The organism is Pseudomonas sp. ADAK2 TE3594 (assembly GCF_053628675.1).
Window position 1 is genome coordinate 5,578,092 of sequence record NZ_JBRJGV010000001.1, and the last position, 17,507, is coordinate 5,595,598.

Here is a 17,507-nt window from a genome sequence, read left to right on the forward strand (position 1 = left end):
CCCCTCGCCACAAGAGGCTCGCTCCCACAATGGATTGGGGATTATTCGCCGGTGGCGACGCCTCGCGCAGGATCGTTGATCCACTCGCTCCACGACCCGGCATACAACGACCCCAACGGATAACCCGCCAGGCACAGGGCGAACAGGTTGTGGCAGGCGGTCACGCCGGAACCGCAATACGCGACCAGCTCCGTCGGTGAACGATCACCGAGCTTCGCGGCAAACCGCTGCTTGAGTTGTTCAGCCGGCAAGAACCGCCCGTCGCCGCCCAGGTTATCGGTGAACGCGGCACATTGTGCGCCGGGGATGTGCCCGGCAATCGGATCGATCGGCTCCACTTCACCCTTGAAGCGCGGCAAGCCGCGGGCGTCGAGCAAGGTCAACGCGGGCTGGCCGAGACGTTGCTGGAGCTGTTGGGCGCTGAGCACCAACGAAGCATCCGGCGTCCCGGTGAAGGTGCCGCGGGCAACCGACGGCGGATCAAGACTCAGGGGCAATCCAGCGGCGTGCCAGGCTTTCAGCCCGCCATCGAGAATGAATACGCCATCGCGCTTGCCCAGCCACGCCAGCAACCACCAGGCCCGTGCCGCGTAGGCGCCGGGACCGTCATCGTACAAAACCACTTCGCTGTCGGCGTTGATGCCCCAGGTTTGAAAGCGTTCGATCAAGTCGGCGGGTTCAGGCAATGGATGGCGCCCGGTAACCCCCTTGACCACTGTCCCACTCAAATCACGCTCCAGATCGGCAAAGCTCGATCCGGCAATATGCCCTTCGGCGTAGCTGCGCTGACCGTAATCAGGGTCTTCGAGGGCAAAACGACAATCCAGAATCACCAGCCCCGGCGTCTCCTTCTTCAGGTCCAACGCTTGCGGGCTGATCAGTTGCGCAATGGGCATAACGGGCTCCTGTAATGACGACGGTATTCGATCCTACTGCACTCTTTATCCCACTTCTCTATCCCACTTCTTCCAGCGCCTGGGCCAGCGACACATAAAACTCTTCGAACAGTGCATTCACCGCATCGTGAGCTTGATCCGTGACGAACCCGGCCTCCAGCACCAGCACCTGATACACGCCCCGTTTGATCGCCTGTTCGCTCAAATGGTTGGAGTTTTCGCGCGTGGTGCACAGAAAACGCACCCACGAGGTGAGGATGATCCAGGCATTGAGGGTCAGGGATTCGATCTGAACCTTGTCCATGCACAGAATGCCGGCCTCGACGAAGCCCGCGTAGATGTGCGTGCCCTGGATCAGGCAGCGCTGGGAAAAGCGCCGGGAACGGGCGGCCAGCTCGGGATCGCTGTCGAGCAAATGCTCGAGGTCGCGATGCAGGAAGCGGTAGCGCCACATGGCGGAGAGCAATTCCTTGAGGTAGAAGCGCTTGTCTTCGACTGTCGCGGCACGCCCCTGGGGCGGGCGCAGGAAGCTGTCCACCAGGTTTTCGTACTCACTGAACAACACGGCGATGATCGCCTGCTTGTTGGGGAAGTGGTAGTACAGGTTGCCCGGGGAAATCTCCATGTGGGCAGCAATGTGGTTGGTGCTGATACTGCGCTCGCCCTGTTGATTGAACAGCTCCAGGCTGTTCTGCACGATGCGCTCGCTGGTTTTGATCCGAGGGGCCATGGCTTGAGCTTTAATTCAGAGTGCGATGAGGGGCATCTTACGACCTATCCGTGCATGGATAAAACAAAGCCGTACCAGAGTGCCATTTGACTTTCTAGAGCATAGACTCTAGAAAGTCCCTCATTACAATAAATCCGGAGCCGACCATGCCTGCTGACATCGCCTACCTGAAGAACCTGCAGCAGCCTCTGGACGAACTCCAAGCCCTGTTCGACGCTCAGCGCGCGGCGTATGCAGCCAACCCGATGCCACCCGCGGCTCAGCGCCAGCAATGGCTAAAGGCGTTGAAGGACCTGCTGAGCAATGAGCGTCAGGCCCTGATCGACGCCATCAGCCAGGACTTCAGCCACCGCAGCGCCGATGAAACCCTGCTCGCCGAACTGATGCCCAGCCTGCACGGCATTCATTACGCCAGCCGGCACCTCAAAGGCTGGATGAAAACCTCGCGACGCAAAGTCGGCCTCGCCTTTCAGCCAGCGTCGGCCAAAGTGGTTTATCAGCCGTTAGGCGTGGTCGGAGTAATCGTGCCGTGGAACTACCCGCTTTACCTGGCCATCGGGCCGTTGGTGGGCGCGTTGTCGGCGGGCAATCGGGTGATGCTCAAACTCAGCGAATCGACCCCTGCCACCGGTTTGCTGCTCAAGGAATTGCTGGGCCGGGTTTTTCCCCAGGACCTGGTCTGCGTGGTGCTGGGTGAGGCCGATATTGGTGTGGCGTTCTCGCGGCTGCGTTTCGATCATTTGCTGTTCACGGGTGCCACCAGCATCGGCAAACACGTGATGCGCGCGGCGGCCGAGAATCTGACACCGGTGACCCTCGAACTGGGCGGCAAGTCCCCGGCCATCGTTTCCCGCGATGTGCCGCTCGAGGACGCCGCCGAACGTATCGCTTTCGGCAAGACCCTCAACGCCGGGCAAACCTGTGTCGCCCCGGACTACGTGCTGGTGCCGGAAGACCGCGTCGGCTCTTTCGTCGAAGCCTATCGCCAGGCGGTTCGCGGGTTTTATCCGACGCTGGCCGACAACCCGGACTACACCGCCATCATCAACGACCGGCAGCTGGCACGGCTCAACGGCTACCTCAGCGACGCCACCAGCAAGGGCGCGCTGCTGATTCCGCTGTTCGATCAGGGCCAGGGCCGGCGCATGAGTCATAGCCTGCTGCTCAACGTCAGTGACGACATGACGGTGATGCAGGACGAAATCTTCGGCCCGTTGCTGCCGATCGTGCCATACAAGGATCTCGACGAAGCGTTTGCCTACATCAACCAACGCCCTCGTCCGCTGGCGCTGTATTACTTCGGCTACGACAAGCGCGAGCAAAACCGCGTCCTCCACGAAACCCACTCCGGCGGTGTTTGCCTCAATGACACCTTGCTGCACGTTGCTCAGGACGACATGCCGTTCGGCGGCATCGGCGCCTCGGGCATGGGCCACTACCACGGCCACGAGGGCTTCCTGACTTTCAGCAAGGCCAAAGGCGTGCTGATCAAACAGCGCTTCAATGCGGCGAAACTGATCTATCCGCCGTACGGTAAAGCCATTCAGAAACTGATCCAGAAGCTGTTTATCCGCTAACGATCATCACCGCCGGGTAATAACAATAATGAGCCCAAGCCTGTCCGACACACCCGCGCTGTCACGGCGCGGCCTGCTTAAATTCAGCCTCGGCGCCAGCGCTTTTCTGGCCACGGCCGGATTAGGCGCGAGCCTCAGCGGCTGCTCGTCGAGCAACCCTGCCAGCGGTTTCGCGATTCTGCGCAGTGGCGACCTGCTGTTTCTACGGGCAGTGATTCCGGTGATGCTCGATGGCGCCGTAACCATCGAAAAAATGCCGGCCGCCGTCGCCGAGACCTTGCACTGCCTGGATAACGGCCTGAATCACCTGTCGCCGGAAATGCTCAAACTGACACGGCAATTGTTCGATGTGTTGGGGATGAGCATTACACGCGGCCCATTGACCGGAATCTGGGGCAGTTGGGAAAGCGCCAGCAGCGAACAGATCCGGCACTTTCTCGACCGTTGGGAAAACAGCTCATTGAGCCTGCTGCGCATGGGCCACAGTTCGTTGCTGCAAATGGTGATGATGGCGTGGTACAGCCGGGCGGAGTCGTGGGCGCATTGCGGGTATCCCGGGCCGCCTACGGTTTGAGACCGAGTCGCCCCTATCGCGGGCAAGCCACGCTCCCACAGGTTTTGAGATGGACCACCCTTTTGTGAACGACTCAAACCCTGTAGGAGCGAGGCTTGCCCGCGAAGACGTCAGCTGCCTCACCACAGAACCCAAAATAATAAGAGAACCCCAAACATGCCCGTACCCGATCCGTTCCGCGAAGGCCTGGCCCGTGGCTGGAAAACCTACAACGGCGCCCAACTGACCGAGGACCTGACCCTCGAAGCGGACGTGGCAATCATCGGCAGCGGTGCCGGCGGCGGGACCACCGCCGAAATCCTCAGCACCGCCGGCTACAAGGTGTTGCTGATCGAAGAAGGTCCGCTCAAGACCAGCAGCGACTTCAAGATGCTCGAAGACCAGGCCTACACCAGCCTCTATCAGGAAGGCATCGGGCGCATGAGCAAGGACGGTGCGATCACCATCCTTCAGGGCCGGGCAGTGGGCGGCACCACCCTGATCAACTGGACCTCAAGCTTTCGCACCCCGGGCCCGACGCTGGAACACTGGGCCAAAGAGCACGAGGTCATAGGCCACACACCGGCCGAGATGGCGCCCTGGTTCGAGAAAATGGAACAACGCCTGGGTGTCGCGCCATGGAGGGTGCCGCCCAACGCCAACAACGACGTCATCCGCAAAGGCTGCGAAAAACTCGGCTACGCCTGGCATGTGATTCCGCGCAACGTGCGCGGCTGCTGGAACATCGGCTACTGCGGCATGGGTTGCCCGACCAACGCCAAGCAATCGATGCTGGTCACGACCATCCCGGCGACCCTGGAAAAAGGTGGCGAGCTGCTCTATCTGGCCCGCGCCGAAAAGCTGTCGATCAACGACGGCAGGGTTACGGGGCTGCAATGCGTGGCAATGGATGAGCGTTGCGTTGCGCCCACCGGACGCACGATTACGGTCAAGGCGCGGCATTACGTGCTGGCCGGCGGCGGGATCAACAGCCCGGCGCTGCTGTTGCGCTCCGAGGCGCCGGATCCTCACGAGCGGCTGGGCAAACGGACTTTCCTACACCTGGTAAACATGTCCGCCGGGCTATTTGATGAGGTGATCAACCCGTTCTACGGCGCGCCGCAGTCGATCTATTCCGACCATTTCCAGTGGCAGGATGGCACCACTGGCAAGATGTCCTACAAACTTGAAGTTCCACCGCTGCATCCGGCGCTGGCCAGCACGTTACTCGGCGGTTTTGGCACGCAAAGCGCCCGGCGTATGGAAAACCTGCCGCACACCCACGCGATGCTGGCATTGCTGCGGGATGGTTTTCACCCGGACAGCCCCGGCGGCAGCGTTGAATTGCGCGGTGACGGCACTCCGGTGCTCGACTATCAGGTTTCACCCTACGCGTGGGACGGGTTGCGCCGGGCTTTCCACAGCATGGCCGAGATCCAGTTCGCCGGTGGCGCCAACGCCGTGATGCCGATGCACGCCGACGCTCGTTACGTGAAAACCCTGGCCGAAGCACGCACGCTGATTGATGACCTGAGCCTTGAGTTGTATCGCACGCGCCTGGGCAGTGCTCATGTGATGGGCGGTTGTGCCATGGGTGAAGCCCCGAAAAACGCCGTGACCGATAGCCTCGGCCGACATCATCAACTCGCCAATCTGTCGATTCATGACGGCTCGCTTTTCCCCACCAGCATTGGGGCAAACCCACAATTGTCGGTTTACGGACTGACGGCGCAATTGGCGACTTCATTGGCCGAACGTTTGAAAAACCCATGAAAACGCGGAAAATTCCCATCGTCTATAGTGCTTTCTTACCCAACAGGCGACTTGGCCGACCGGGAAGGCTGCGATACCATCCGACTCCCCAACGGACTCCCGCCAGGACGACGCGATGAACCGAGTGTTGTACCCAGGTACCTTCGACCCTATTACCAAGGGCCATGGCGATCTGGTCGAACGCGCCTCGCGCCTGTTCGATCACGTGATCATCGCCGTCGCCGCCAGCCCGAAAAAAAACCCGCTGTTTCCCCTGGAACAACGTGTGGAGCTGGCCCGCGAGGTCACTAAACATCTGCCGAACGTTGAAGTCGTCGGCTTTTCGACGTTGCTCGCGCATTTTGCCAAAGAGAAGAACGCCAACGTGTTCCTGCGTGGTTTGCGCGCGGTATCGGACTTCGAATACGAATTCCAGCTGGCCAACATGAACCGCCAACTGGCGCCGGATGTGGAAAGCCTGTTTCTTACCCCGTCCGAGCGTTATTCGTTCATTTCCTCGACGCTGGTGCGTGAAATCGCGGCCCTGGGCGGCGACATCACCAAGTTCGTCCACCCGGCGGTGGCCGACGCCCTCACCCTGCGCTTTAAAAAGTAGGAGCTGCCGAAGGCTGCGATCTTTTACGGCTACCGCAAGCTTCGATCGCTGCACTTGATCGCGCCCGCGTGCACTGCGGGCGCCAATGCGGCACAATTGTGCGCATTGATTTATTGCGCCCGGGCCTGCCGCCCCGGCTGGAGTTAGCATGTCCCTGATCATCACCGACGATTGCATCAACTGCGACGTCTGCGAACCCGAGTGCCCGAACGCCGCCATCTCCCAGGGCGAAGAGATCTACGTGATCGACCCGAACCTGTGCACACAATGTGTCGGCCACTACGACGAACCGCAGTGCCAGCAGGTCTGCCCGGTGGATTGCATCCCGCTGGACGAGGCTCATCCGGAGACTGAAGAACAGTTGATGGAGAAGTATCGCAAGATTACCGGTAAGGCTTGAGTCATTTGGCGCCTGTCAGGGCGCCTTCGCGGGCAAGCCTCGCTCCTACAAAGACCGCGTAAACCCTGTGGGAGCGGGCTTGCCCGCGATGAGGCCATCAGCCACACCGTAGATGTAACTGATTTCACTCCCGCTGCTCAAACCCCTCCCCGATACACCCCAAACACCGCACAAATGCGGCTTTCGCCGGATCGACCACCAACGCCTGCCCCGCATCGCCAATACCGCCGCCCAGCGCGGTAAACGGCAACGACACCACAAACGCCCCGGCACCGATCACCGTCGCCACCACCAATAACGGTCGGGCAATCAGTAAATCGCCAAGCATGGCGTAGGCCGGTGGGTTCTGGATGGTGTAACGAGGATCGCCGCTGCCGTTCTCAGCCGCCAGCGCGGACGCACCGACGCTCAGCAACAACGCAACGACAAGGGTTCGAAACAGATTCATGGCACGGTCCTTCGGCTAGGCAGTGAGAACACTGACTATAGACCGTAGCCGATATCAGCTCTGGCAGCGCGGACAAAAGACGCTGGCGCGCTGCCCAAGCTTGACTTCCCGCAGCCCTGTGCCACAGACCTTGCAGTGTTCACCACCACGGCCGTACACGAACAACTCCTGCTGGAAGTAACCCGGTTGACCATCGCCGCCGATAAAGTCCCGCAACGTGGTGCCCCCGCGCTCAATGGCGAGGGCAAGGATGCGCTTGATCTCGATCGCCAGCTTCAAATAGCGCGCACGGGAAATGCTCTTGGCTTCGCGCCGAGGGTCGATGCCGGCGGCAAACAGCGCTTCGGTCGCGTAAATGTTGCCGACGCCGACCACTACCGCGTTGTCCATGATGAACGGCTTGACCGCCATGGAACGCCCGCGCGATTGCTGGAACAGCCGCTCGCCGTCAAACAGATCGGTCAACGGCTCCGGCCCGAGGTGAATCAGTAGTTCGTGATTGAGCGGGTCGAGGCTCCAGAGCATCGCGCCAAACCGTCGCGGGTCGGTGTAGCGCAGGGCCAGGCCCGATTCCAGCTCAATGTCCACATGCTCATGCTTGGCCGCCGGCAGGCCGACTTCCACCAGCCGCAGATTCCCCGACATCCCCAAATGACTGATCAGCGTGCCGACTTCGGCGTTGATCAGCAGGTACTTGGCGCGCCGTTCCACCAGCACGATGCGTTGACCGGACAGTCGCACATCCAGATCTTCGGGGATCGGCCAGCGTAGACGGCGCTCACGCACGATCACCCGGCTGACGCGCTGGCCTTCCAGGTGCGGTGCAATCCCGCGGCGGGTGGTTTCAACTTCCGGCAGTTCAGGCATGAGGCTCTCGAATCAGGCGAGGTTCGACACTCAACGAGAGGCGAGGTCGCGAATCTCTTGTTTCTGGGTTTCGAAATCGTATTCCGACAGACCAATGTAATCGAGCACAAGAGGCCCGACACTGTTCCATTCATGGTCTTCGGACTGGTTGCCCAGTACCCGGAAGGAAGCGCAAATGTGCTCGGCCATCTTTAGCAGCGCCAGCAGATTTTTCAGCGGCGTATTACGAGCCGATTCATCGCTGAAAATGGCCAGGGCGTTGTGATGGTTGGCAATGGCCTGGGTGACATGTTCCGGCAGGCGCCAGGACTTGGCGGTGTAATACCCGACCACGGCGTGGTTGGTGTTGTATTTTTTGTTCTCGGTATCCACCACGCGACATTCGGCACTGGCATTGCCATAGGCCTGTTCCAGCACTTTCATGTAGTCGGGGAATTTCTTGAGCATCAACGGGATGCCGCAATCGTGGAACAGGCCCAGCGCATAGGCTTCATCACCGGCCTGGACACCGACGCGCTTGGCCAGGGTGAGGCACGTCATCGCCACGTCCTGCGCCGTGTCCCAGAAGCGGTTGAGGGTGACGATCGCGTCGTCGTTCAGCTCGCCCTTGATCGACTGCGCATTGATCAGGTTGATGATCGAACGGCTGCCCAACAGGTTCACTGCCCGCTGGATCGCGGTGATCTTGTTACTCAAGCCGTAGTACGGCGAGTTGACGATTTTCAGCAAGGCGCCGGACAGGCCTGGGTCCTGGGAGATCAGCTTCGCGATCACTTCCAGGTCCGGGTCGGGCATGTATTGCTCCATCTGCAGATCCACCATGATCTGCGGCTGGGCCGGCACGCTGATGCCTTGCAGGGACTGTTGAATCTGTGCGGTCGTCAACTCTTGGGACATAAGTACACACTCCGGGTCAGGCGGGGATTCTAACCCTTAAGAAGATGGATCTGACACACCCGCGGCTATGTCGCCGAAATTTCATTTATTGCCCAGAACAAATGCACTCCCTGTGGGAGCGAGCCTGCTCGCGATAGCGTCGGATTAGCCAACATTGATCTTGAATGTACCGCCGTCATCGCGAGCAGGCTCGCTCCCACAAGTTGCAGCCCCCCTCACCGCATGTCCATCCGCCAAGCCGAGCCCTTGCGCAACACGCTATACTCCCGCTCTTTTTTCCGGAGCGACGTCATGTCCCTGCCTAGCCTGCGCCTCAAAGCCAACGCCGACCGTCGCCTGCGGAACGGCCACTTGTGGGTCTACAGCAACGAAATCGATGTAGCCGCTACGCCTTTGCACGGTTTCAAGGCCGGCGACCAGGCGATCCTCGAAGCCGCCAGCGGCAAGCCGCTGGGCATCGTTGCCATGAGCCCGAACAACCTGATCTGCGCCCGTCTGCTGTCGCGCGACATCAAGTTGCCGCTGGACAAGTCGCTGCTGGTGCATCGCCTGAACGTTGCCCTGTCCCTGCGCGATCGCCTGTTCGACAAGCCGTTCTATCGCCTGGTCTACGGCGACTCCGACCTGCTACCAGGTCTGGTGGTCGACCGTTTCGGCGACATCCTGGTAGTCCAGATCGCCTCGGCGACCATGGAAGCTCACAAAGATGACGTGATCGCGGCATTGACCCAAGTGCTCAAGCCAAGCGGCATTCTGTTCAAGAACGACTCCGCTGCCCGTGATGCCGAAGGCCTCAACCGCTACGTCGAAACCGTATTCGGCCTGGTGCCGGAATGGGTCGCGCTGGAAGAGAACGGCGTGAAATTCGAAGCGCCAGTCATCCAGGGGCAGAAAACCGGCTGGTTCTACGACCACCGCATGAACCGCGCGCGTCTGGCACCTTATGCCAAAGGCAAACGCGTACTGGACTTGTACAGCTACATCGGCGGCTGGGGCGTTCAAGCAGCTGCCTTCGGCGCCAGTGAAGTGTTCTGCGTCGATGCTTCGGCCTTCGCCCTCGACGGCGTCGAGCGCAATGCCGCACTGAACGGCGTCGCCGAAAAAATGACCTGCATCGAAGGCGACGTGTTCGAAGCCCTGAAGGAACTGAAAGCCAGCGAAGAGCGCTTCGACGTCATCGTGGCCGACCCTCCTGCCTTCATCAAACGCAAGAAAGACATGAAAAACGGTGAAGGCGCCTACCGTCGCCTGAACGAGCAAGCCATGCGCCTGCTTAGCAAGGACGGCATCCTGGTCAGCGCTTCGTGCTCGATGCACCTGCCGGAAGACGATCTGCAGAACATTCTGTTGACCAGCGCCCGTCACCTGGACCGCAACATCCAGATGCTGGAGCGCGGCGGTCAGGGCCCGGATCACCCGGTACACCCAGCGATTGCCGAGACTCGCTACATCAAGAGCATCACCTGCCGTCTGCTGCCAAACAGCTGAGTACGCTGGTTTGACGGGGAGCCGACAGGCTCTCCGTCAGCCGTTTTAACGCCACACGATCCACTCTTCAGCCTCTGTTTCTTACTCTTGCGGTCCTACTGACTTGCAGGACGTTTCCCTGCATCTTTTATTTAAAAGAATATAACTTACAAACTTGCGCCTACCGCCAGATCGCTCCGACAAAATTACTAGAATATTCCTACTTAACATCCCCTTGATAAGGGCTCATTACCGCCTATGATTGAGTTGTCACCGCGAAGTGACACTCACTATCAATGACAAGGAGTCAAAAAACATGAAAGCAATTACTCTGGAAACAAACAAAATCGCTAACCTGGCTTTTCTGGTTGCGCCAAAAACCCGCTAAGTAAATGAAACGCTGGGGAGTGCCGGCTACCCAGCGTTTTCTATAGCTACGTCCAGAGCGAACCGTCCATCATGCAGATAAATCCATACCTGTTCATACTTCCCCGTACGCCCGGCCAAATAGTCTGGGATTACAAAAACCACAAACAATTTGAACTTAATCTGGAATATTCAACCCGGCTTACACAACTTATCCACAACCCCGAACTGTATAACGACAGCAACAGAGTAGACACTCAACTTCTGAACTCCGGAATACTGACCACCTCAATACAAGACACTATTGAATGGGGCTGGGATGAACTGTCGAAAATATTCCATATCGGCACCAAGAACATTCCCTGCGAAACTGTTCCTCAGAATATTCATGAATGGTCGAGATACTATCTGGATCATTGCACCGAAGTACTGGGCGCACCCGCGCCGGACGCCAGGCTCACAGAACGCCAGGCATGCGAGCTGATCGCCCTGCCAAAACCTTCCTGCCTGCCGGAGGGCTCCCTTGCCAACGTCCTGATCGGCCGAAAAACCTGCCGCACCTTCACGGATGAAGCGGTTTCGCTGGAAGATGTCGGCACACTGCTTTACCTGTCCCTGGGCTACTTGCATGAGCGCGAAAATGACGTCGACGAAACCATCGTCGAAGGTCTCGGTGCCCGACGCAGCAGCCCGTCCGGGGGCGGGCTGAATGCCTGCGAAGGCTTTCTTCATGTACAAAACGTCAGCGGCCTGAAACCCGGGCTCTACGCCTACCATCCCACTAACCACGCACTGAGCTTCATCAACCCGGCACCTGACTCGCCCCTGGGGCAGTTGCTGTGTGGGCAACATTTCATCAATAACCTGCCGGTGGGTCTGTTCATTACCGCTCGCTTCGACAAGTTGTGGTGGAAATATGAACACTCGCGAGCCTACCGAATGGCCTTCGTGGAGGCGGGACATATTTCCCAGACCTTTCAGCTGGTGGCCACTGCACTGGGGCTGAACACGTGGCTGACCGGAGCACTGACGGACGATCAGGTCGAAACATTGCTGGGGCTCGAGAACAACGCAGAACAACCCTTGTTTTTTGTTGGCTGCGGCCACAGCGACGGACAAGTGATGTGCAAGGAGTTGAAGGATCTGCTGAGCAGTCGGGAGCCGCAACAATGACCGACCCCATCATTGCCGCGTCAGACCACCCCGTTTCCTGGGCGCTGCGTTTCACCCTCGGCGACTGGAATACCCGCGCGTCGGTGCGAACCAGCGAGCATGACTATCTATTACCGCCAGACCTGGAACAGCAACTGGAAACACGTCACTGGTTTCCCCCAGGTTTGCTGGCTTACCTGAATCACCCGGCTATCAAAGCGCTGGGGAAAACCGTCATCCAGCGGCTGTCGGCCAATCATCTGGTGTACTTCCTCGACTACACCACCGTGCTCGAACACCGCATCGTCAACCGTTCCGTGGAAACCATCATCCACGGTGAATTGAAGGTCAACATTCCCTCACGGATGAAGACCGCAGCGCTTCAGCTTTATACCGACGAGGGTTATCACGCCCTGTTCTCCAATAGCCTTGCCGAGCAGATTGCCGGGGTCTACGGGATCAACCTGCGCCCGGTCATGCCGCACCGCATCACGCGATTGAACACCCTGCTCGAGCGCACACCTGACCAACACCGGGCGCTGGCCTGGTTTCTCGTCGGGTTCGTATCGGAAACGATCATTGCCAGGGAACTGCTCGACGTCTGCCGTGACGACCTGGTGTCGAGCGTCCAGATAATGCTCAGGGAGCATCTCGCGGATGAGGCGCGCCACAGCCGCTATTTCTCTGAAGTGTTCCATTACCTGTGGCTGACGCTGAACAGCCGTCAACGCATATTCGCCGCCAGGCTGCTGCTGGACAGCATCCGGATTTTCTTCGAGGCCGATGAGCGATGGCTGCGGGAAAGCCTGCACAGCGCGGGTATCGGCGAGACCGCCGTCACGCAAGTGCTCGGTGAACTGACCAGCCCCCAAGCCGCCCTTCAGCGTGCGCGATCCGGCGCCGGGGCGACGCTTCAGGCTTTGAAAAAGGCCGGTTTTTTCGATCTGCCTTACAACCGGCAACTGTTCATCAAGGCAGGACTTATCGATGGATGAAGGGCACTCTGCGGTAACCGTCAGACACCGCCGAGGGAAGGTCGGCCTGTTGTTGGCAATGGTACTGCTTGGCGTGTTCCCGCTGGATGTCCTGCTGCCCTCGTTCCCTGCGCTCGCTGAACACTTTCGCAACACGCGCGCCGATATTGCGCTGTCGATCAGTCTGTTTGCCGTCGGTATTGCGGCCTCTCAATTGCTGATCGGGCCGCTGTCGGATGTGATCGGGCGCAAAGGACTGTTGCTCGCCGGAATAACCGTTTCGATGCTGGGTGCAATGGGCTGCATATTGACCACGGACTATCTCTACTTCCTGCTGTTCCGTGTCATTCAGGCCTTGGGCTGCGGGTGTTTCGTGCTGTCACAAGCGCTGGTTCAGGATCTGTTCGAGGGTGAGGAACGTACCCGGTTGCGGATCCTGATGGTCACCGCCAGCGGCATTTTCATCTCGGTCTCGCCGCTGGCCGGTACGTTCCTGCAAGCCACGCTGGGCTGGCAGGGCAGCTTCTGGGTGTTTATCGCACTGGCTGGCGTGGTGCTGCTCAATGCTTGTCTGTTTCTCGAAAACACCCGGCCGGCGGCAACCGGAGCCCGACCGAATATCTTCCAGTCCTATGGTCGGGTCCTGCGTGATGCCGACTTCCTGCCCTATTGGTTGATCTCAGCCTTTGCTTTCGCCTGCCATTTTTCGTTCATCGTCATTTCGCCGCTGATTTTCATGGATCAACTCCAGCTATCGGCCTATGACTTCTCGCTGATTCTGTTGATATACGGTGGCGCCTACATTGTTGGCGGCATGGTGGCGACGCTCTTGGGTAAACGCATGAGCCCCGGTCATCAAATCATCAGCGGGTTGAGCCTGATCCTGCTGTCCGGTGTCATCATGCTTTACCTCTCAAGCCACTTTGCGCTGTCCCCGATCACCGTCCTGGTACCGATGCTTATCTGTACCGCCGGCACCACCATCACCCGGCCGGCCGCCAGTTCCAAAGCCATGAGCCTGTTCCCTGAAAATGCGGGAACCTCGGCGTCGGCTGGCAGCACGGTGACTTTCATCTGCGGCGGGTTGATCAGTGCGCTCATCAGCTTGAGCCCGGCCAACCTGCAATCCACCCTTGGATACAGCTTCATCATCTTGAGCAGCGTGGCGCTGGCGCTCAACAGTCGTATCAATAGCCGAGCAAAAAGCCCAAGAGCCAGCCCAAACGTCGAATAATCCTGCCGATCGTCATCCCACACGCTCCGTCAGCGCTGGTTCAACACTTTCCGGCATTCCCTCCTGACGCCAGCGGTGTAGAATCGCGAGATTCATCGCCAGTCATCCCCCGGCGGGTTTATGAGCTCAAGCTGAAGCGCGCGGCGATCCCGCAAAGTTATCGGCAACTTCCGGACACACGGCCATTTCTGAGTGTTCCAGACGTCAATAGAAGCTCACTTCCCTTTTGATACCTGATTAGCCGCCCGGAGTGCTTCATGCCTGATTACCGCTCGAAAACATCCACCCACGGCCGCAACATGGCCGGTGCTCGCGCACTGTGGCGCGCCACGGGGATGAAAGATGACGACTTCAAGAAGCCGATCATCGCCATTGCCAACTCCTTTACCCAGTTCGTACCGGGCCATGTGCACCTCAAGGATCTGGGGCAACTGGTCGCTCGCGAAATCGAACGGGCCGGCGGCGTCGCCAAAGAATTCAACACCATCGCCGTGGATGACGGCATCGCCATGGGCCACGACGGCATGCTCTATTCGCTGCCGAGCCGCGAGATCATCGCCGACTCCGTCGAATACATGGTCAACGCCCACTGCGCCGACGCCATTGTCTGCATCTCCAACTGCGACAAGATCACCCCTGGCATGCTGATGGCCTCCCTGCGCCTGAACATCCCGGTGATCTTCGTGTCCGGCGGCCCAATGGAAGCCGGCAAGACCAAACTGGCCAGCCATGGTCTCGACCTGGTCGACGCCATGGTGATCGCCGCCGACTCCAGCGCCTCCGACGAGAAGGTTGCCGAGTATGAGCGTAGCGCCTGCCCGACATGCGGCTCCTGCTCCGGCATGTTCACCGCCAACTCGATGAACTGCCTGGTTGAAGCCCTGGGCCTGGCATTGCCGGGCAACGGTTCGACCCTGGCCACCCACAGTGATCGCGAACAGCTGTTCCTGCAGGCCGGCCGCACCATCGTCGAGCTGTGCAAGCGTTACTACGGCGAGAACGATGAGTCGGTGTTGCCGCGCAACATCGCCAACTTCAAGGCGTTCGAAAACGCCATGACCCTGGACATCGCCATGGGCGGTTCCACCAACACCATCCTGCACTTGCTGGCCGCGGCCCAGGAAGCCGAGATCGATTTCGACCTGCGCGACATCGACCGTCTCTCCCGTCATGTACCGCAACTGTGCAAGGTCGCGCCGAACATCCAGAAGTACCACATGGAAGACGTGCACCGTGCCGGCGGGATCTTCAGCATTCTCGGCTCCCTGGCCCGTGGCGGTCTGTTGCACACCGACCTGCCGACCGTACACAGCAAGTCCTTGGCTGAAGGCATCGCCAAGTGGGACATCACCCAGACCACCGACGAAGCCGTGCATCACTTCTTCAAGGCCGGCCCGGCAGGCATCCCGACGCAAACCGCGTTCAGCCAGTCGACCCGTTGGGAAACCCTGGATGACGACCGTGAAAACGGCTGCATCCGCAGTGTCGAACACGCTTACTCGAAAGAAGGCGGCCTGGCCGTTCTGTACGGCAACATCGCTCTGGACGGTTGCGTGGTGAAAACCGCCGGCGTCGACGAGTCGATCCACGTGTTCGAAGGCAACGCAAAGATTTACGAAAGCCAGGACAGCGCCGTGCGCGGCATCCTCGCCGACGAAGTGAAGGCCGGCGACATCGTGATCATTCGTTACGAAGGCCCGAAAGGCGGCCCGGGCATGCAGGAAATGCTGTACCCGACGTCTTACCTGAAATCCAAAGGCCTGGGCAAAGCCTGCGCCCTGCTCACCGACGGCCGCTTCTCTGGCGGCACTTCGGGCCTGTCCATCGGCCACGCTTCGCCAGAAGCCGCTGCCGGCGGCGCGATCGGTCTGGTGCAGGATGGCGACAAGGTTCTGATCGACATTCCGAACCGCTCGATCAACCTGTTGATCAGCGATGAAGAAATGGCCGCCCGCCGTGCCGAGCAGGACAAGAAAGGCTGGAAACCGGTGGAAGTGCGTCCACGTAAAGTGACCACTGCGCTGAAAGCCTATGCCCTGTTGGCCACCAGCGCCGACAAGGGTGCGGTACGTAACAAGGCGATGCTCGACGGGCTGTAATACTTAACCGTCGAACAAAAAAATGCCCCGCCAAGTGCGGGGCATTTTTTGATCGTTCCCACGCTCCCGCGTGGGAATGCCTCAAGGGACGCTCTGCGTCCAGTGACGCAGAGCGTCACGGGCTGCATTCCCACGCAGAGCGTGGGAACGATCAATGGTGAATGTTATGGCCCCATCGCGGGCAAGCCCGCTCCCACAGGGACCTTCGGTGTTCAAACAATCTACTTATCACCTCAGCTCCTGTGGGAGCGAGGCTTGCCCGCGATGGGCGCGACTCGGTCCTACTGAATCTCTTCCGGCTTGACGATCACCCAGTTCTTGTCCGCCGTCACCGCCAACCCTTCTTTCGCCTGGGCTGCAGCGTTTTTGGCCATCATGCCGTTAATCTGGGTCATGTACTTGTCTTTGCGGTTGACCCACAAATGGATGCCGCCCTTGGACACGTCGACGCTGTGGAACAGCATGTAGCCGTCGCTGGTCGGGGTATCGCCGCCCACCAGGACCGGTTTCTTCCATTCATCGATGTAGGTCAGGATCGCCGCCTGCTTGCCGGCCATCCAGGTTGCCGGGGTCCACAGGTACGGGGTCAGTTCGAGGCCCAGGTTGGCCTTCTCGTCATACTTGCCAGCAGTAACCTGCTTGCGTGCCGTGGTCAGCTCGCCGGTCTTGCGGTCCTTGAGCATCAGGCTCACGCCGATCACGTTCTGCGGTTTGACGTTGTAGCCATACTTCGGATCGGAAGCGACCATGCGCACCAGTTCTTCAGAGGCGGCGGTCATCACATAGACCTCGATGCCGTTCTCCATCAGTTTGTTGTAGAGCTCTTTCTGACCGGTGAAAATTTTCGGCGGGTTAACATCGATGGTCTTGACCACGTCACCATCGTAATAAGTGCTCGGCACCGGTTTGCCAGACGCCATCAACTCATCGACGTTGCCCTTGAGTTCCTGAAGGGTGAAGCCGGAAAACACTTGGGCGACCCATGGATAGCAAACCATGTCGTCGATTTCACAGAGGCGATAGTAGTAGCTGAACAGGCTTTCCTTGTGGTCGGCGGTGTCCTTGAACGGAATCAGTTTCAGGGAGGGATCGAGGCTCTCGCGAGTGATCAAGCCTTTGTTTTCCATGAACGGCAGCAAGGACTCTTCGAGGTCGTAGCGGTAACTGGTGTTGTCCATGTCGAACACCGCGAAGTTACCTTTGTTGGCATTGGCCGCGATCATCGCGTCCAGCGCCTTGGCCTGATCGGCTGGCCAGTGCTTCAGGTCAGTAGCGAACGCCTGGCCGGCAAGGCCAAGGCCCAAACTCAATCCCAGTACGGCAGCCAGCATTTTCGGTGCGAACTTCATTAGCGCTTTCTCCCTGATTCAAAGATATCGACGCTAACAAATCTGTATGACAGTCCCCGCCTGCCCGCGACCGCTTGCATCCTGATTCCGTCAGCGGCATTCCCCACAGCGTCAGCGGCTTATTCCAAAA

16 protein-coding genes are annotated in these 17,507 nt (G+C 59.3%); 10 read left to right on the forward strand and 6 right to left on the reverse strand.

Going from position 1 to position 17,507, the window contains the following annotated elements:
• Positions 1-41: 41 nt before the first annotated feature.
• Positions 42-896 carry a sulfurtransferase gene (locus tag AB7M22_RS25100; RefSeq protein WP_454188092.1) on the reverse strand — a complete coding sequence of 285 codons (855 nt, stop codon included), beginning with the start codon at positions 894-896 and terminating at the stop codon, positions 42-44.
• 58 nt (positions 897-954) lie between these two features.
• Entirely contained in the window at positions 955-1,626 is a 672-nt protein-coding gene (locus AB7M22_RS25105; RefSeq protein WP_454188093.1) for a TetR/AcrR family transcriptional regulator, read from the reverse strand.
• 146 nt (positions 1,627-1,772) lie between these two features.
• Here AB7M22_RS25105 and AB7M22_RS25110 point away from each other — a divergent pair, with 146 nt between their 5' ends.
• From AB7M22_RS25110 to AB7M22_RS25130, 5 genes are all read left to right on the forward strand, one after another.
• Positions 1,773-3,203: a coniferyl aldehyde dehydrogenase gene (locus tag AB7M22_RS25110; protein ID WP_454188094.1), complete on the forward strand. Its 1,431-nt coding sequence runs from the start codon at positions 1,773-1,775 to the stop codon at positions 3,201-3,203.
• Positions 3,204-3,231: 28 nt separating this feature from the next.
• Positions 3,232-3,777: a twin-arginine translocation pathway signal protein gene (locus AB7M22_RS25115; RefSeq protein ID WP_454188095.1), complete on the forward strand. Its 546-nt coding sequence runs from the start codon at positions 3,232-3,234 to the stop codon at positions 3,775-3,777.
• A 156-nt stretch (positions 3,778-3,933) separates the two neighbouring features.
• Entirely contained in the window at positions 3,934-5,529 is a 1,596-nt protein-coding gene (locus tag AB7M22_RS25120) for a GMC family oxidoreductase N-terminal domain-containing protein (RefSeq protein ID WP_454188096.1), read from the forward strand.
• Between the two features lie 115 nt (positions 5,530-5,644).
• Entirely contained in the window at positions 5,645-6,124 is a 480-nt protein-coding gene (gene coaD / locus AB7M22_RS25125) for a pantetheine-phosphate adenylyltransferase (RefSeq protein WP_007897855.1), read from the forward strand.
• Positions 6,125-6,272: 148 nt separating this feature from the next.
• Complete coding sequence (locus AB7M22_RS25130; RefSeq protein ID WP_003195146.1) at positions 6,273-6,524, forward strand: YfhL family 4Fe-4S dicluster ferredoxin; 252 nt, start codon at positions 6,273-6,275, stop codon at positions 6,522-6,524.
• Between the two features lie 124 nt (positions 6,525-6,648).
• Here AB7M22_RS25130 and AB7M22_RS25135 read toward each other — a convergent pair whose 3' ends face one another.
• Genes AB7M22_RS25135 through AB7M22_RS25145 form a run of 3 tightly spaced genes read right to left on the reverse strand, consistent with a single transcriptional unit; the run spans position 6,649 to position 8,682 of the window.
• Positions 6,649-6,972 carry a multidrug transporter gene (locus tag AB7M22_RS25135; protein WP_123361031.1) on the reverse strand — a complete coding sequence of 108 codons (324 nt, stop codon included), beginning with the start codon at positions 6,970-6,972 and terminating at the stop codon, positions 6,649-6,651.
• A gap of 54 nt (positions 6,973-7,026) precedes the next feature.
• A complete protein-coding gene (gene mutM, locus AB7M22_RS25140; RefSeq protein WP_454188097.1) occupies positions 7,027-7,839 on the reverse strand; it encodes a bifunctional DNA-formamidopyrimidine glycosylase/DNA-(apurinic or apyrimidinic site) lyase in 813 nt (270 codons plus the stop codon).
• 30 nt (positions 7,840-7,869) lie between these two features.
• Positions 7,870-8,682 carry an HDOD domain-containing protein gene (locus AB7M22_RS25145; RefSeq protein WP_454188856.1) on the reverse strand — a complete coding sequence of 271 codons (813 nt, stop codon included), beginning with the start codon at positions 8,680-8,682 and terminating at the stop codon, positions 7,870-7,872.
• A gap of 345 nt (positions 8,683-9,027) precedes the next feature.
• Here AB7M22_RS25145 and AB7M22_RS25150 point away from each other — a divergent pair, with 345 nt between their 5' ends.
• The 5 genes from AB7M22_RS25150 (at position 9,028) to ilvD (ending at position 16,028) form a co-directional block, all read left to right on the forward strand.
• Complete coding sequence (locus tag AB7M22_RS25150; protein WP_007897847.1) at positions 9,028-10,224, forward strand: class I SAM-dependent rRNA methyltransferase; 1,197 nt, start codon at positions 9,028-9,030, stop codon at positions 10,222-10,224.
• 438 nt (positions 10,225-10,662) lie between these two features.
• Complete coding sequence (locus tag AB7M22_RS25155) at positions 10,663-11,742, forward strand: SagB family peptide dehydrogenase (RefSeq protein ID WP_454188098.1); 1,080 nt, start codon at positions 10,663-10,665, stop codon at positions 11,740-11,742.
• Positions 11,739-12,716 (forward strand): diiron oxygenase, encoded by a 978-nt coding sequence (locus AB7M22_RS25160; RefSeq protein ID WP_454188099.1) that lies wholly within the window; start codon positions 11,739-11,741, stop codon positions 12,714-12,716. Before AB7M22_RS25155 ends, AB7M22_RS25160 begins: the two co-directional genes overlap by 4 nt.
• Positions 12,709-13,929 carry a multidrug effflux MFS transporter gene (locus AB7M22_RS25165; protein WP_454188100.1) on the forward strand — a complete coding sequence of 407 codons (1,221 nt, stop codon included), beginning with the start codon at positions 12,709-12,711 and terminating at the stop codon, positions 13,927-13,929. The genes AB7M22_RS25160 and AB7M22_RS25165 overlap by 8 nt, the downstream gene beginning before the upstream one ends.
• Positions 13,930-14,186: 257 nt before the next feature.
• The gene (gene ilvD, locus AB7M22_RS25170) at positions 14,187-16,028 is read left to right on the forward strand and encodes a dihydroxy-acid dehydratase (RefSeq protein ID WP_454188101.1); all 1,842 of its coding nucleotides are present in this window, start codon (positions 14,187-14,189) and stop codon (positions 16,026-16,028) included.
• Positions 16,029-16,309: 281 nt separating this feature from the next.
• Here ilvD and AB7M22_RS25175 read toward each other — a convergent pair whose 3' ends face one another.
• Positions 16,310-17,377, reverse strand: a complete 1,068-nt coding sequence (locus AB7M22_RS25175; RefSeq protein ID WP_454188102.1) for a haloacid dehalogenase-like hydrolase — start codon at positions 17,375-17,377, stop codon at positions 16,310-16,312.
• Positions 17,378-17,507: the final 130 nt, after the last annotated feature.